Genomic DNA, 16262 nt, shown 5'->3' on the forward strand with positions numbered 1-16262 from the left:
TATTTTTAGCTTAAACCAAAAATAGTGATTACAGTAATTTAATTTTATTTAAAAAAATGAAATCATTATTTTTTTTTGATCTTTTTCCGAAGAAAAAAGAATTACAATATGATTTTTTATATTTAGTATTAAATCAAAAGATCGAACTGAATTATTACATCCTGTTCGATCTTATAAGAAAGTATTTTCAATCTCTAGTTTAAAACACCTTGAGTAGCTAATTTCTCTTTGATATAGCGTTCAGCTATACTAATTTCCCATTCGTTAAATATAGAACTTAGAGAAACTTGATTACCTTTTCCTGGTTTAATACCACAACTAGATAAATCTAACTGAGAATGGTAGTTATCAATTGTTTCAATAACTTGATTGTACTTGTCGTATTCTTCTACTAAATTTGCTCTATCAAGTTTTACACTTGCTAATGCCACGTCATAAGCAGCTTTTGTAGATACAAAATCTTGTGGATTTTCTTTTAAAATAGTTTTTAAACTTTCTACTTGAGCAGTTCTAATATCTAATATTAGACTATTAAGCATTTCTAACTCTTTTCCTGTTACTACTAGCATTTGTTGCAGGCCAATTGCTTTTGCTTCATCCACACTCATATAGACTTCAAATACAATTTGAAATGATCCTATAAACTGATTTGTAAAAAAAGTATTATTGGTATAAACCTTACCTGAAGATCCAAAAAATAGATGTAGACCTCCACTTAATGGTGTGTCTTGAACCAATGTTTTTCTCGTTACATCTGTAGCTACTGCAAATTGAGAAAGCACACCAGAAATTAAGGCTTGCACTCGAGCAATAATTAATGAGTAATCACCACCAAATGCTCCCATAAATTCTTTGACTTGGTCAATTGTAGATTTATCCGCATCCTTTGATCCAGGAACTTTTGTGGATGGAAAGTCACCACCTGCTAAAGCGTTACCTATAGAATCAACAATTTTTACGACTCTAGAAAGACTCCAGTCATCATAATTTTGATAATCGCTCTGTTTGTTTCCAAAAAAGCGAGCAAAATCCCAACCATTACCTTCATATTGGTTTTTTGCTGTTACTTTTAGTTCTTCTAAAATTCTAGTTTCTTCTTTTTTAGACTCTGTGTCTAAGATGGCCATAAATTCTCTGAACTTTTGATCATCCTTAATTTTTTGTTCAATACTTTTTGATTGTCCCATGATATTATTTGTTTTAAAATTATTATATTCAAAGGTCAATTTATTATGATATATAGGTTAACGTTTTATTACTGATTTTAATAGTAGAGTATTATTACCTAGCGGATTACGTGAAATTGACTAAAAAAATAAGATTGTATTATCTTCGAAAAAAAATAATTGTCAACACATAATTTTTATATAGAAAAAATATGGTCGATCTTACCATAATTAATACATAGAAACCATTTTAATAATTAAAATTATGAAAAAACTAAGTTTTACTATAATATTCGTTCTGCTAATAATGTCATGTAATGATGCAAAATATGCTGAAGACATCGTTGGTGAATGGGAATGTGTGAGTTGGATAGATGTGGCTTCCTCAAACGATAAATGTGCGAATAATGCCTATTTCAGTTTTAATAAAGATAAAACCTATACATCAAAAGTAAGCGCTCAAGAAACGAAAGGAACTTACAAGATTGCTGATGGTATTTTGTATTCTAAACCAGACGGTAAATTAGAAATTGCAGTAGAGATTAATAAGCTTACAACAGATACGTTATCATTTACAATGAGTCGCTCTGGTAATGCGGAAATTCTAACACTAGTGAAAAAGTGATGGTTATAAATTCCGAAGAAAAAATTACCAATACTTTATGAGTTTTGTGTAAATAATATGCTCTAATTTTTGTAACTTAGAGTATCGAAATTAACCTAAAAAACAGAACAATTATGACTGTAAATTTTCAATACGTAGATGTTGATAAAAGTGATTCTCTAAACACTTTTACTGAAGAAAAATTAGACAAACTTTTTAATAGATACGAATTTTTAATTAGTGCTACAGTAAGATTTAAACATGACACTAATAGCCATACAAAAGGAAAAATTTGTGATATAGAATTGAGTCTTCCTGGACCTCGAATTTTTGCAACCTCTGATGAAGCGCAATACGAAGTCGCTGTAAGAGAAACTATAAACGATTTAGAACGACAACTTAAAAAGCGAAAAGAAGTTTATAAAACACATTAAAATTTGTTTTTGAGTGAAAGCAGCTTCATCTATGATGGTAAGGTTCATTCCTTAAAATCGTATAGCCTCTGTACAGTTGCTCAATTACAAATAAGCGAATCATTTGATGGGAAAATGTCATTTTAGATAATGATATTTTCCCATTTGCTTTTTGGTAGACGTCTGGCGAGAATCCGTAAGGTCCACCAATCACAAAAACAAGGCGTTTAATTCCAGAATTCATATGCTTTTGAAGATAATTTGAAAATCCAACAGAATCAAATTGTTTTCCGTTTTCATCTAATAGAATTAATACATCTGTATTATTAAGCTTATTTAAAATGAGTTCACCTTCTTTTTGTTTTTGTTGATCTTCACTTAGGTTTTTGACTTTTTTTAAATCGGGAATAATCTCAAATTCAAATTTGATATAAAAGCCTAGTCGTTTTTGATAATCATCAATTAACGCTTGTAAATCTTTGTTGTCTGTTTTGCCTATGGCTAGGAGTTTGATTGTCATGTTTCAAAGTTATACTTTTTTAGAATTTGAGATTTAGAATTTGTATTTTTTTAAGATGCAATTGTTATTTTTACATTAAATATTTTAAATATGATCTCACAAGAACAATTCGATAAAGAAATAGAACTCATTATATCAAATGCAATTAGAGAAGACGTAGGTGATGGAGATCACAGTTCTCTAGCATGTATTCCTGCAACTGCACAAGGTAAAGGAAAGCTTCTCGTAAAAGATGAAGGCATTATTGCTGGTGTAGAGTTTGCAAAGCAAGTATTTGCTTATGTAGATAAAGACATGAAAGTAGAAACGCTTATCCAAGATGGGAGTCCTGTAAAATATGGCGATATTGTGTTTTATGTAGAAGGTGCATCACAGTCTATTTTAAAAGCAGAACGCTTGGTCTTAAATGCAATGCAACGTATGAGTGCTATTGCCACAAAGACAAAGCAGTTTGTTGATTTGCTTGAGGGTACAGGAACTAAAATTTTAGATACACGTAAAACAACTCCAGGAATTAGAGCTTTAGAAAAATGGGCAGTGAAAATTGGAGGAGGAGAGAACCATAGATTTGCATTGTATGATATGATTATGTTAAAAGATAATCATATTGATTTTGCAGGCGGAATCACAAAAGCCATCAACAAAACAAAACAATATTTAAAAGATACTAATCGTGATTTAAAGATTATTGTAGAAGCCAGAAACTTAGATGAAATCAAAGAAATTTTAAAAACAGAAGGTGTGTATCGTATTCTAATTGATAATTTTAATTATGAAGATACTAGAACTGCTGTTAAATTAATTGGAGATCAATGCTTGACAGAATCATCTGGAGGTATCAATGAGAAAACGATTAGAAAATATGCAGAGTGTGGTGTAGATTATATTTCATCTGGAGCTTTGACGCATTCAGTTTATAATATGGATTTGAGCCTTAAAGCTGTGTAATGTCAAAATCCTTAAAAGAGATATTAAGTAAAATACCTATCGTTAATAGCCTTGTTAGTTTACTCAGGAAAATTAAACTCCCAGGACTCGTAGGATTATCATTATATGATTTATTAGAGTTGTATGCTATTGGAATTTTTAAAGGTGCATTAACATCACGAGCAAGTGCAATAGCCTTTAGTTTTTTTACTGCAATATTTCCTTTTTTACTGTTTGTATTAATATTGATGCCTTATATTCATATAGACGGTTTTCAAGAACAGTTTCAAGAATTTTTAACTTCGGCTTTGCCACCACAAACCTCAGATTTTTTCTTTGCCAATATTTTTGAAAATATTGAAAATACAGAGCGTGGCGGATTATTATCCTCTGTGTTCATAATCTCTATTTTGTTAATGGCAAATGGTGTAAGTTCAGTGTTTTCAGGGTTTGAGAATTCATACCATCAAGAGCTTACTAGAAACATATTTAAACAATATTTATATGCTTTAGGTGTCGCTTTGATTCTCGCGATATTAGTGATTTTAACGGTTGCGTTTTTTGGATATTTTCAATTATATATCATTCAGCCTTTATATGAGCAATTCGAAACCTTAAATTATGCTGCTCAAGAAAATGATTTATTTTGGGTCGTATTTATAAAATACCTCTTTTTTGTACTTATGGTTTATCTGGCTACAGCTATTTTGTATTACTTCGGAACAAAAGAAGGAAAAGCTTCAAGTTTTTTCTCCATTGGAGCATTGTTTACAACCTTACTTATAGTTCTAACTTCTTATTTCTTCGGAATTTATATCGAAAACTTCTCTCAATACAATAAACTCTACGGTTCTATTGGAGCCTTATTAATTTTACTATTATACTTATGGCTTAATTCTAATATTTTATTGTTGGGTTATGAACTAAATGCCACAATTAGACGTTTAAAAAGAAATGATGACGATGAATAAATACCTTATAATTATAACACTTTTAATCTCTCAGAGTATAGTGTCTCAGACGATCTTCGGAAAATGGAAAACCGTAGATGATGAGACTGGAGAAGAAAAATCGATAGTAGAAATCTACCAAGAGGAAGGGAAAGTCTACGGAAAAATTATTGAAATCTTTGATCCTGTGAAGCGAGATTTGCCATGTGAATTCTGTGAAGGTGAAGATTACAATAAACCTGTTTTAGGTTTAAATATCATTAAAGACATGGAGAAATCTGGGGATGTCTATAAAAAAGGTACTGTTGTAAATCCCGAAGATGGTAAAGTCTATGATTGCAGAATAAAACTCGATGATGATAATCCTAACAGACTTCAATTACGTGGTTATATCGCTTTTTTCTATCGTACACAATATTGGATAAGAGCTAATTAAGTGTGTTTACAATGACCTATGACAATCTCATAATTATTACACTCATCATTGCCGGTTGTTGGTTTTTATACTTGCTATTGTCTTATACGCCTAAATCAGAAAAGGAACAAGAAGAGCGAATGAAACAAAGTCTCGCTGATGAATTTATTATAGATCCAGAGACTGGAGTAAAACTTACATTAGAACAGGCAGAATCTGGGATTTGGTTATCCCACGACAATCAATTTAGAGAAATTACAGAGGAAGAGATTAATAAATTACCATATGAAGACGAACAAATTGTTGTAAGAGCATTAAATCATTTAAGATCAAATACGAATTATTTAAAACTTGATTACTTTGAGAATGAAGATTTTGATATTTTAGAAAGTGCCATTACCTTATCTCATTATGATGATTGGACATTCTCTAATTTATATAGTTTTGAATACGGTTTTATCTTTTCTCCAGCTCCAGAAACTAATGTGTCGCATATACTCACGCAGCCACAATTGATGTTATGGCTAAAAATCGATACGATCAAAGGACACTACTATTTTAGAGAGAAAACTAAGGCAGAAGCCTTTTTTGATAAGTTTAGAAATGATGACGAATTAAAGTTTGATAATTATGAATGTTTTACTTTTAAAAAGTCCTATCAAATACTCCAAGTTAAAAGAATAATCGATATTCTCGTAACATTTAAAGGTCTCGAAATTGAGTTGAAAGATGATAATCTATTCATAAAATCGCTTAGACTTATTAATAAAGATGATGTTATTAAATTTGAAACCATATTGTCGAGATTAAATAGTATAATCAAACCATTCCACTAATCAAATCGCCTCAAAAACTCATCTTTTTTCCTAACGGAAATAGGAACTTGTGCATTATTTGTCATCACCACATAACTCTGTTTTCCTTTATAATATTTTTTAACGTGCTTGAGGTTAATTAAATGTGATTTATGCGTTTTAAAAAAGATAGTGTCGTCCAGTAAATCTTCATAGAATTTAATAGGTTTAGAAACTACCGTTTTTTTGTCTTTTGTAAATATATGAGTGATACTCGTATCTGCTTCTAAATGAATAATGTCTTCTACTTTAAGCGTTTCAAAACCTGTTAATGACGGAATTGTAATTATTTTATTCTGCTCAGGTTTTAAATTATTAAATAAATTCTGAATTTGATTTTTAATAGAACCTTGAGATAATTCGCTTTTTAATCGCGTAATAGAATCACTAAAATCATCGCTGTCAATTGGTTTTAACAAGTAATCAAAAGCACTAAACTTAAAAGCTTTAATCGCAAAATTATCAAATGCAGTAGTAAAAATAACTTTGAAATTGACATCATTAATTTCTCTTAAAAAATCAAAGCCTGTTTTTTTATGAATTTTAATATCTAAAAACACCAAATCTGGTTGCAGTTTTGGGACAACATCAAGTGCTTCTTCAACAGTATTACAAGTCGCAACGACATGAAATGTGTTTGGATGTCTCGCAATTAAATCTAGTAATCGTGTGATGCAATGTTGCTCATCATCTACAAGTATTGTTTTTATCATCTAGTATGCGAGTTGGATTGGAAGAGAAACTTCAATACGAGTACCTTGTGATTTATCAATAATTTTCACGTCGCCTTTGGTGTTTTTTCTTTTATTAATAATATCAATTCTACTTTTTGTAATAGTCATTCCCATGGGTTTTCTGTTTTCCGAAGATATAACAGCATCTGTTTTTTCTCGTCCAACACCATTATCGTCAACACTACAAATAATCATATCATTAAGCTCTTTAAAAGCGATTACAATCTGTCCTTTGTGATTAGATTGTGATAATCCATGAATAATACTATTCTCAAGAAAAGGTTGAAGAATCATTGGCGGAATCATGATATTCTCTGGGTCTAAAGCGTCATCAATTTCAATGGTATAGTCAAATTTGTTTTCAAATCGTTTACGCTCAATATCTAAATAGGTTTTTAAGAGAGAAATGTCTTCAGATAAAAGAATATCGCTTTTTTCAGAATTTTCTAAAGTCAAACGCATCAATTTTGCAAACTTTCCTAAATAATCGCTTGCAGATTGTGTGTCGTTTTTCAGAATATAATCACCAATAGAATTCAAGGAGTTAAATATAAAATGCGGATTCATTTGCGAGCGTAAAGCTTTAAGTTCAGTGTCAGACACCTTGGCGTTAAACTCTGCTTCTTTAGTTTTTGCAACTGCATCTTGCTTTCTTCGGTATAACACAAAACCAATTAATGACGCTAATATAAGTCCGCTGCCTCCAAGAATAGAGGTGTTTTTAATAGATTTTTGACGTTCAATTTCTACTTGAGCAATGGCACGATCTTTATCTGCTTCGTATTGAATTTCTTTTCTTGAGATTTCTAGTTTTCGATCTGCATTAATGACACTGTCTTTTAATACTACATGTTCTTTAAACGCTTTTAGGGCTTTTTCATAGTTGCCTTTTCGCTCATAGACATTAGCTAAAGTGGCAAGTGCTGTGTTTTTTGTTGCCATATTGTTAAGCGCTTCGTTGAGTTGTAAAGCGTTAGTTGCGTAATGTTCTGCTTTATCAATAGCGTTGTTAGCTAAATAAACTTCTGCAGCATTAACGTATGCAGAGACTTTCAAGACTTCAAGTTTGTGTTCTTCAACAAGATTTAAACTTTCGTTTGTGTTAGCCAATCCATCTTCTAAATAACCAGCATTAGTTTGTACAAGTCCTAGGTTACTTTTAATATTAGCAATGTGCAAAACGCTATTGTCTTTTTTTGCTTCTAAAATGGCTTCTTTGTAGTAATATATTGATGAATCTAACTTTTGCTGATGTCCATAAATATTACCAATATTAAAAAAAGTATTGGTTCTGTATTGCGGATAATCCAGTAGTGTTTTAAAGGTTTTTAGCGCTTTGTCATATTCTTGCTGTTCGTAATTTATAAGTCCGATATTAGTGAGAACTCCAACCGCATATTTTTTAAGTTTTGGGTTCTTCTCAATAATCGCATAAGCATCCTGATAATGATCTAAAGCTGTTAGTGGGTCAGAATTAAAATAGTGTTCAATAATCCCAATACTATTATATGCGAGAGCCATTCCTTTATCATAGTTGAGTTTTTTAGAGACGTCTAAAGTTTTAAGGTTGTAATCCATCCAAGTAGAATCTGTAGGAGTTAAAAACATCTTTCTAGCAACGAATTTTGTTCTTAAATCTACATAGGTGGTGTCTTCACTTTTATAGTTATTAATGACGTTTTCAAGAGAATCAATGATCTTGTTTTGAGAAAAACAATATAGTGATATCATGAAAAAAATGGTTGGTAGTAATTTTTTCATAAAAGTGGTAATAAATAATAGCTGCTTAAAAGTAGCAAATAAATGTCATAAATAAGCTACAAAAGTCACGTTAATACGCTTAAAGTCAACGTTAATAAGTTTGTTATGGGTTTTTGTGTAAAAAAGAAGGTTATTTAATCATCTTAAATATAAATGCTGTGTCATGAATTCTAAAATCTACTTTGTATTTTTTTTGTTTGCAGGTATTTTGAGTGCCCAACAACAAGCACCTCCAGTTCCTGAGACTTGGGAAACAGATGTTTGGTTTGATAATGATTGGATGCATATTTCAACTGTAGATTATACATTTAATTCAGAATGTTTGCCAATATATGTATTGCTACAAACTTTAGATTTTTCTACTAATATGTTTGTCAATAGCGCACAACTAAATATTAGTTATAACGCAAATTCTCAAATAACAACAAGCACTAATGAGCTTTGGAATACAGATCTTCAAATTTGGGAGAATGGTCAGCGTTCAGATTTTTCATACACAGGAAATAACCTAACCTTAGTTGAAATCTATATCTGGGAAAATAATGATTGGCAAATCAACGAGACCATTCAAAATACGTATAACAGCAATGATTTATTAATAGAAGCCCTTTATCAAGAAAGGAATGTAAACTCAAGTATATTGGTAAATAGAGAGAAAAATGATTATACGTATACGACGTTTCCTCAAATAGATACCATTGTAAATAGCACTTGGGACGATACTAATTCTATTTGGATAACCAATTCTCGAGTCACTTTTGTTTATGATTCTAGCAATTTGGTGGATTCTAAAATTTCCGAAGATTGGGAGAACAACCAATGGATTAATAATGATATCGAAGAGTTTACTTATGATGGCAATGATTTTTTAATAGAATCTTTAAGTTCTGACTGGAGTACAACGATATCAACTTACGAGCAAACAGATAGAGAATTCTATACTAATAACAGTCAAGGTTACCCAGTAGAAGTTATTGATCAAACGTATTTCTTCGGAAATTGGCTCAACACAACAAGAGATCGAAGAATCTATCCAAATTGTGCTACGCTCAATGTTAACGACGATTTAGCTGAAGAATTTTCCATATATCCCAATCCAGTTCTAAATCAACTGACTATCAAAACACCTTCAGAATTTAATGGAACGATAGAAATCATTGACATCAACGGAAAGCGAGTTTACAATCAAAATTGGTCGAGCAATTTGATCACAATTGATGTTTCTATGTTGAATTCTGGAGTTTATATTTTGAAGATTTTAGATGATAATACTCTAATAATAAAGAGAATTATAAAACAATAAATTTCAACAATCACAACTCATGAAAGCAACATTCAATTATTAGGTCTATAACGTGATCTGATTTTATATAACTATTAATCCATTCCTCATGAAAGCAATACATAGATTACAACAGCACATTTCCGTAGTAATAGTCGTTATATTTTTAATTCCGCTCTGTGGTTTTTCACAAAAGAAACGATTAAAACCACCAAAGCGAATATCAAAAATTGAAAGTGTAGATCAGTTTGTAAATAATTCATTTGAATTATATCATAAAGTATTTGTGTATGATAGTTTGACACGAGCTGGTGTTGAGGTACCTGCAGATATTGAGAACGAATTATTAGAGCGAGCAGAACAAGATATTGATAGCTTGTGGCAAGTGTTACCAACCGTAGCAGATGATATGTCAAGTGGAAATCATAATATTATGATTAAAGGTAAGGCAACAATAAATCTCAATAAATCTAAAAAAGCATTGAAATACTGTATGAAAACAGTGAAAATGTATTTTGCTGGCACTAAAGAAGAAGATGAAGACGATCAAAATTAAAACAGTTGTACGATGAATATCAAAAATACCTTAGTGATATTGAGTATTATTTTCTTCGGAAATGTAGCAACTAGTCAATCCCATAAGTCAGCATTTAGAGCAGATATATGTGACTGTCTCACACTAGAGAGTCAAAAACGAAAGCTCACAGAAAATGCTTATAAAGCATGCTTTATAGAAACTTTACCAAAATACGCAACTCAAATTGATGCGCAAATTGTAGAAGAAGATGTCAATAAAAAATATCTTTTAGGTCAAATTGCGCGAAGAGATTTGATTTTAACCATGCAATCTCAATTGGTCTACACTTGCAAAGCTTATTTTGAACATTTAGAAAGCGAGAAATTAAGCAAGAAACTTATTTTGAGAGAGCGAGCAAAAGAAAGCGATTTGGAAGCTCAAAACCAACTTGTGGCAATGTCTCCAAATACGTATTCCTATTTTAGTAGAGCGCAGTTACATTATAATTTGGGCAATTTTGATAAGGCAGAAGCAGATCTAAAAAGTTGTTATGAAGCCAATCCCAATAAAGAAAATATGATGTCTAGAAGGCACGAATTACTTTTAATGGCGTTGGTTCATGAGGAGAATAAAAATTATGCTCAAGCCATAGCATTATACGATCTAGCTTATTTTGGGGTTCAGGATTCTCCAGTTGCCATTTTGCGAGCTATTGCAGATAAAAATAATGGAGGAACCATTGCTAATATTCCAAAATTAGTTGATGGTAAAATTGGCTCAGCAGCTGTTAAAAAAGAGGGTAGAGGAGCACGTGAAACAACTAGAGGTAGAACAACAAGAACAGAGAATAAGAAAACAACGACTGAGAAAACACAGTCCAAAAAGAAATCTGATACATCATCCCTCAAGAAATTATTTAAAATAGATAATTGATTATAAGAAAAAAGTAAAATGAAAAAACTAATTATTCTTTTAGTCCTAACATCAATGTTTGCTTGTGGAAGCGATGATTCAATTTTGGATGATAATGATCCAAATGGATCTTATATAACCGCAAATGTGAACGGGACAAATTTCACAACTGTTAATATTCCTGATGCAACATCAGCGTATTTGGTCATCACAGATTTTAATTTCATAATTGGTCTCGCAGGAGCAGAATATAATGGAACAGAAAACCCAAGATCAATTGGTATCGTTTTTAGTGGACTAGATTTTGACTCAGTTGTTGTTGGTTATGAACTCACAGCAACCAATGAAAATGAAGTTGTTGCTGGATCATATTTTAGTGAAAGCACTGCAGGATTTGAAAATGGAGGAGAGTCTGATGGGAATGCTTATGTCAAAATAACAGCAATAGATAAAGTGAATCAAACGATTTCTGGAGAATTTAATTTTGTTGCAATAGATGATGATAATGATGATATCACTTACGCAGTTACCAATGGTATTTTTAATAATATAGAATATAGCATTCAGAATTAAACTAATTATAACCAACTAAAATGAAAACCATCTTATAATTTAAGATGGTTTTTTTATTTAAACCTATTACCTTTGAGCAATGGGTCACTTCATCAACGTCATATTACCAATTCCTCTAGAAAAAAGCTTCACCTATGCGATAACCAAGGCAGAAGCAGATTTTCTGCAACCAGGAATTCGTGTGTCTGTTCCCTTCGGAAAGTCTAAAATCTACACAGCTTTAGTCTTAGAAATTCACAATAACGCTCCTCAAGTTTATGAAGCTAAGGACATTCATCAAATATTAGATGAAACACCAATCGTAACCACACAACAATTACAGCATTGGCATTGGATGTCTAAGTATTACATGTGTACGCTTGGCGATGTGATGAGAGCAGCTTTACCGAGTCCTTTTATTTTAGAGAGCGAAACTGTAGTGAGTAAAAACGAAAGTGTAGTCATCAATGATGAGGATTTAAAAGATGATGAGTTTGTAATTTATGAAGCTTTACATCATCAATCGTCTTTGAAGATTCAGGATATGATGTCTATTTTGGATAAGAAAAATGTACTACCAGTAATCAAAAGATTATTGGAGAAAAATGTCATTTCTGTTCAAGAAGAAATTTACGAAAAGTACAAACCAAAATTAATTAGATACGTTAAAATAGCATCAAAGTTTTCTTCGGAAAATGGCCTGAAAGACTTAATAGAAGAATTAAGCAGAGCTCCAAAACAAAGAGACGTTATTATGACGTTGTTTTCAATTTCAGCACAAACAAAAAAACCTGTAAAAGTTTCAGATTTATCTGAAACCAGTGGAGCATCATCATCAATTATAAAAACTTTAATTGATAAAGGAATTCTTGAAGAATACCACATCCAAATGGATCGTGTTCAATATGATGGAGATGATAATGAAGACTCAAAAAGATTAAACGAGCATCAAGAAAAAGCTTTAGCTGAAATATCTAAAACTTTTGAAAGTCAAAATATAACCTTGCTTCATGGTGTGACGTCTTCTGGTAAAACAGAAATCTACGTCAAGCTTATTGAAGATCAATTAAAAGCAAAGAAGCAAGTCTTGTATTTGCTTCCAGAAATTGCGTTAACCACACAACTAGTAGAGCGTTTGCAAAATTATTTTGGAGAGCAAGTCGCGGTTTTTCATAGTAAATATTCGGCTCATGAGCGTGTTGAGGTTTGGAATAATGTGCTGAACAATTTGCCTAAAGCGCAAGTGGTTTTAGGAGCGCGTTCTTCGGTATTGTTACCATTTAAAAACCTCGGATTAATTATCGTTGATGAAGAACATGAATCGTCATACAAACAGTTTGATCCTGCTCCAAGATATCATGCACGAGATACAGCTATTGTGTTGGCTAATATTTTCCGAAGTAAAACCCTTTTAGGATCTGCAACACCAAGTTTAGAAAGTTATTATAATGCGCAACAAGGTAAATATGGTTTGGTAGAACTCAACCATCGTTATAATGATGTAATGATGCCAGATATTGAGTTAATTGATATAAAAGACAAGCAAAAGCGAAAACGCATGCAAGGTCATTTTAGTGACCGCTTAATTGAGGAAATAAAAGAAACGTTGGAGCAAGGGTTTCAAGTGATCCTATTTCAGAATAGAAGAGGTTTTTCTCCAATTATAGAATGTAATTCTTGTGGTCATGCTCCTCAATGTCCTAATTGTGATGTGAGTTTAACTTATCATCAATATAGAGGTCAGTTGCGTTGTCATTATTGTGGTTATAATTCGGTCATGCCAAAAACTTGTGACGCTTGTGGTAGTGTAGAACTCGACAGCAAAGGTTTTGGGACAGAGCAAGTAGAGCAGGAGGCAAAGTTATTGTTTCCAGATCATAAAGTAGGTCGTATGGATTTAGATACCACACGAGGAAAATATGGTTATGAGAAAATTATTACTGCTTTAGAGCAAGGAGAAATTGATATTTTGGTTGGTACGCAAATGCTAACCAAAGGTTTAGATTTTAGAAACGTAAAGCTCGTTGGGATTATGAATGCAGATAATATGCTCAACTTTCCAGACTTTAGAGCACACGAACGCAGTTATCAATTGATGACTCAAGTTTCTGGTAGAGCAGGACGTACTAAAGAGCGTGGTAAGGTTTTGATTCAAACTTACAATCCGTATCATAAAATATTGCAGCAAGTGTCTACAAACAGTTATTTTGAAATGTTTGAGGAACAACTTTCAGAACGACATGCGTTTAAATATCCACCAGTATTTAGAATGATAAAAATTACTTTGAAACATAAGGAATATCAAAAAGTTGATGTAGGAGCAGACTGGTATGCAAAATCATTGCGAACCGTTTTTGGGCAATATGTGTTGGGACCAGAGTTTCCGCCAGTGGCAAGAATTCGAAATCAGTATTTGAAACATATTTTGGTTAAAATTCCGCAGAAACAATCATTAGGTAGAACCAAAGAAGCAATTATGAAAATTAATACTAGCTTTTTGAGTGTGAAAGATTTTAGACCTATTCGTGTGATTTTGAATGTGGATAATTATTAGTGAGATAGAAATTTGATATAAATTTCGTAATCGAACTAATCCCTTTGAAAAACGGGATCTCATTACAATAGTAAAAATATAAAAATGAAATACGCGATAAAATCAATTCTATTTGCTCTATTTGGAATTGGATTTGTTATATATCTCAATTTTGAACTTGCAGAATTATATGAACTAGAACTATACAATGATTTAAAAACTGAAAATGAACTTGCTCCAAATATTTTTATTATTGGAAAACTAAATAAAGTCATTACACTTTTGATTGCAGTAATTGCAATGGCTTTAGGAGTAAAATCTGTACAACTTAAAAATAGGATTGGACTCGTTGGAATACTACTTTCAGCAATCTTAATGGTTTTGACTTTTATTCCGATTTGGCAATATATATAGTGTTTTTAACGTCTGCTATGAACATAGATTTTGTGAATTAGAAGACGAATTTTCTCCACAGCCCATTTCCGAAGAACCTAAAAACAACAAAATCCCACAAGATGGTGGGATTTTGGAGTTAAATGTTTGTTGGTTAATTAGTGCAAATAATATTGAAAAGTAATTTTATTTCATTCTTAAATATTATTTAATGCATCTACAAGTTGAGTTTTCTTATTTCTACTCAATGGTATTTCATAAGCGCCAACTTCTACGTTTTTACTATTAAATCTATCAACCTTATCCAGGTTTACGATATATGATTTGTGAATTCTTAAAAATTTACCTTCTGGTAATTCTTGTTCAAAAGCTTTCATAGTAGATAAAACGACTAAGCTGTTTTCTTCGGTCACTAATTTTACGTAATCACCAAGGGCTTCAATCCATTTTATATCTTTTATGTAAACTTTACGTTTTTTCAAGTTACTTTTGACAAAAATATGCTCGCCATCAGTTTCATTGAAATCTAGCTTTAATTTATGTTGCTCTAATGCTTTTTCTACAGATTGGTTAAATCGCTCTCTAGTTATAGGTTTTTGTAGATAATCGGTTGCATCATAGTTAAAAGCTTTAAATGCGTATTCAGTTTTACCTGTAACGAAAATAATTTGGGGTTTGTTGTTGAGTACGTCAAGCAGCTCGAAACCGTTAAGTACAGGCATCTCAATATCTAAGAAGATTAAATCTACTTTATGAGTATTGAGTCCGTTCTTGGTCTCTAATGCGCTACTGTATTCTGCTATAAGGTTAAGTGAGCTATGATTCTCAATTAACTTTACAATGGATAACCGTTGAATCGCAGAATCATCAACTACTACACAGTTTAAAGTCATAACATTATTATATTTTAGGTTAAGATATCGACAATAGTACGAAAAATTCGGTTAAAAACCAAAAAACATCGGTAAACTGTTTGTTTTAACAAAATTTTAAGATATCAAATAAGTCTAAAATTTTATGTATAAAAACGTTGTCAGACTTAGAAATAATGGTTATTTTTGCACTCATTTTAACACAAAAAATAGATTTTTATGAATCATTATGAAACTGTTTTCATCTTAAATCCCGTTTTATCTGACGATCAGATAAAGGAAACAGTACAGAAATACGAAGAATTTCTTGTTTCTAGAGGAGCGAAGATGGTAGCCAAAGAAAATTGGGGCTTAAAAAAATTAGCTTACCCAATTCAAAACAAAAAAAGTGGATTTTACCACTTATTCGAGTATACTGTAGATGGAGAACACATTACTCCATTAGAAGTAGAGTTTAGACGTGATGAGCGTTTTATGCGTTACTTAACAGTAGCTTTAGACAAGCATGCGATTGCTTGGGCAGAAAGAAGAAGAGTCAGAGATAAACAAAAAGCGTAATTATGTCTTCAATAGAACAACAAGCAAAAGGAAAAAAAGATGGAGAGATAAGATATCTTACTCCGTTAAATATTGATACAAGCAAAACGAAGAAATATTGTCGTTTTAAGAAATCTGGAATCAAGTATGTTGATTACAAAGATGCAGATTGGTTATTAGGTTTCGTAAACGAACAAGGTAAAATTTTACCAAGACGTTTAACTGGAACATCTTTAAAGTATCAAAGAAAAGTATCTGTAGCAGTAAAAAGAGCGCGTCACTTAGCGTTGATGCCTTACGTAGCAGATTTATTAAAATAA

19 protein-coding genes are annotated in these 16262 nt (G+C 31.6%); 14 read left to right on the forward strand and 5 right to left on the reverse strand.

What is annotated here, in order from left to right; genetic code table 11:
• Positions 1-194: 194 nt before the first annotated feature.
• Positions 195-1187, reverse strand: coding sequence for a hypothetical protein (locus IM744_RS07480; protein ID WP_194507507.1), 993 nt, complete (start codon positions 1185-1187; stop codon positions 195-197).
• Positions 1188-1431: 244 nt separating this feature from the next.
• Here IM744_RS07480 and IM744_RS07485 point away from each other — a divergent pair, with 244 nt between their 5' ends.
• Together IM744_RS07485 and IM744_RS07490 are read left to right on the forward strand one after the other, a co-directional pair.
• The gene (locus IM744_RS07485) at positions 1432-1791 is read left to right on the forward strand and encodes a lipocalin-like domain-containing protein (RefSeq protein ID WP_194507508.1); all 360 of its coding nucleotides are present in this window, start codon (positions 1432-1434) and stop codon (positions 1789-1791) included.
• Between the two features lie 113 nt (positions 1792-1904).
• Positions 1905-2204, forward strand: a complete 300-nt coding sequence (locus IM744_RS07490; protein ID WP_194507509.1) for an HPF/RaiA family ribosome-associated protein — start codon at positions 1905-1907, stop codon at positions 2202-2204.
• A 25-nt stretch (positions 2205-2229) separates the two neighbouring features.
• Here the strand turns inward: IM744_RS07490 and rlmH are convergent, their stop codons facing one another.
• Positions 2230-2703, reverse strand: a complete 474-nt coding sequence (gene rlmH / locus IM744_RS07495; protein ID WP_194507510.1) for a 23S rRNA (pseudouridine(1915)-N(3))-methyltransferase RlmH — start codon at positions 2701-2703, stop codon at positions 2230-2232.
• Between the two features lie 90 nt (positions 2704-2793).
• Here rlmH and nadC point away from each other — a divergent pair, with 90 nt between their 5' ends.
• The 4 genes from nadC (at position 2794) to IM744_RS07515 (ending at position 5831) form a co-directional block, all read left to right on the forward strand.
• Entirely contained in the window at positions 2794-3651 is an 858-nt protein-coding gene (gene nadC / locus IM744_RS07500; RefSeq protein ID WP_194507511.1) for a carboxylating nicotinate-nucleotide diphosphorylase, read from the forward strand.
• The gene (locus IM744_RS07505) at positions 3651-4601 is read left to right on the forward strand and encodes a YihY/virulence factor BrkB family protein (RefSeq protein WP_194507512.1); all 951 of its coding nucleotides are present in this window, start codon (positions 3651-3653) and stop codon (positions 4599-4601) included. The genes nadC and IM744_RS07505 overlap by 1 nt, the downstream gene beginning before the upstream one ends.
• Complete coding sequence (locus IM744_RS07510) at positions 4594-5016, forward strand: DUF2147 domain-containing protein (RefSeq protein ID WP_194507513.1); 423 nt, start codon at positions 4594-4596, stop codon at positions 5014-5016. The genes IM744_RS07505 and IM744_RS07510 overlap by 8 nt, the downstream gene beginning before the upstream one ends.
• Positions 5017-5135: 119 nt before the next feature.
• Positions 5136-5831, forward strand: coding sequence for a hypothetical protein (locus tag IM744_RS07515; protein ID WP_194507514.1), 696 nt, complete (start codon positions 5136-5138; stop codon positions 5829-5831).
• Here the strand turns inward: IM744_RS07515 and IM744_RS07520 are convergent.
• Both IM744_RS07520 and IM744_RS07525 read right to left on the reverse strand, forming a co-directional pair.
• Positions 5828-6562, reverse strand: a complete 735-nt coding sequence (locus IM744_RS07520) for a LytR/AlgR family response regulator transcription factor (protein WP_194507515.1) — start codon at positions 6560-6562, stop codon at positions 5828-5830. The two genes, IM744_RS07515 and IM744_RS07520, sit on opposite strands and share 4 nt — an antisense overlap.
• Complete coding sequence (locus IM744_RS07525; RefSeq protein ID WP_194507516.1) at positions 6563-8314, reverse strand: tetratricopeptide repeat-containing sensor histidine kinase; 1752 nt, start codon at positions 8312-8314, stop codon at positions 6563-6565.
• A 193-nt stretch (positions 8315-8507) separates the two neighbouring features.
• Between IM744_RS07525 and IM744_RS07530 the strand changes: the two genes are divergently transcribed.
• The 6 genes from IM744_RS07530 (at position 8508) to IM744_RS07555 (ending at position 14554) form a co-directional block, all read left to right on the forward strand.
• Complete coding sequence (locus IM744_RS07530) at positions 8508-9647, forward strand: T9SS type A sorting domain-containing protein (protein ID WP_194507517.1); 1140 nt, start codon at positions 8508-8510, stop codon at positions 9645-9647.
• Positions 9648-9735: 88 nt separating this feature from the next.
• On the forward strand, positions 9736-10182 hold the full coding sequence (locus tag IM744_RS07535) for a hypothetical protein (protein ID WP_194507518.1): 447 nt from the start codon (positions 9736-9738) through the stop codon (positions 10180-10182).
• Positions 10183-10194: 12 nt separating this feature from the next.
• Positions 10195-11076 carry a tetratricopeptide repeat protein gene (locus tag IM744_RS07540; RefSeq protein WP_194507519.1) on the forward strand — a complete coding sequence of 294 codons (882 nt, stop codon included), beginning with the start codon at positions 10195-10197 and terminating at the stop codon, positions 11074-11076.
• 18 nt (positions 11077-11094) lie between these two features.
• Positions 11095-11628 (forward strand): DUF6252 family protein, encoded by a 534-nt coding sequence (locus IM744_RS07545; RefSeq protein WP_194507520.1) that lies wholly within the window; start codon positions 11095-11097, stop codon positions 11626-11628.
• A 79-nt stretch (positions 11629-11707) separates the two neighbouring features.
• Positions 11708-14161, forward strand: coding sequence for a replication restart helicase PriA (priA, locus tag IM744_RS07550; protein ID WP_194507521.1), 2454 nt, complete (start codon positions 11708-11710; stop codon positions 14159-14161).
• Between the two features lie 84 nt (positions 14162-14245).
• On the forward strand, positions 14246-14554 hold the full coding sequence (locus IM744_RS07555) for a hypothetical protein (protein ID WP_194507522.1): 309 nt from the start codon (positions 14246-14248) through the stop codon (positions 14552-14554).
• A gap of 176 nt (positions 14555-14730) precedes the next feature.
• Here IM744_RS07555 and IM744_RS07560 read toward each other — a convergent pair whose 3' ends face one another.
• The gene (locus tag IM744_RS07560) at positions 14731-15426 is read right to left on the reverse strand and encodes a LytR/AlgR family response regulator transcription factor (protein ID WP_091424288.1); all 696 of its coding nucleotides are present in this window, start codon (positions 15424-15426) and stop codon (positions 14731-14733) included.
• Between the two features lie 198 nt (positions 15427-15624).
• On the opposite strand from IM744_RS07560, the gene rpsF reads away from it, so the two are divergent.
• Both rpsF and rpsR read left to right on the forward strand, forming a co-directional pair.
• Positions 15625-15963 carry a 30S ribosomal protein S6 gene (gene rpsF, locus IM744_RS07565; protein WP_194507523.1) on the forward strand — a complete coding sequence of 113 codons (339 nt, stop codon included), beginning with the start codon at positions 15625-15627 and terminating at the stop codon, positions 15961-15963.
• A gap of 2 nt (positions 15964-15965) precedes the next feature.
• On the forward strand, positions 15966-16262 hold the full coding sequence (rpsR, locus tag IM744_RS07570; protein ID WP_028873640.1) for a 30S ribosomal protein S18: 297 nt from the start codon (positions 15966-15968) through the stop codon (positions 16260-16262).

This window comes from Psychroserpens luteus, from assembly GCF_015319355.1.
Classification (GTDB): Bacteria; Bacteroidota; Bacteroidia; order Flavobacteriales; family Flavobacteriaceae; genus Psychroserpens; species Psychroserpens luteus.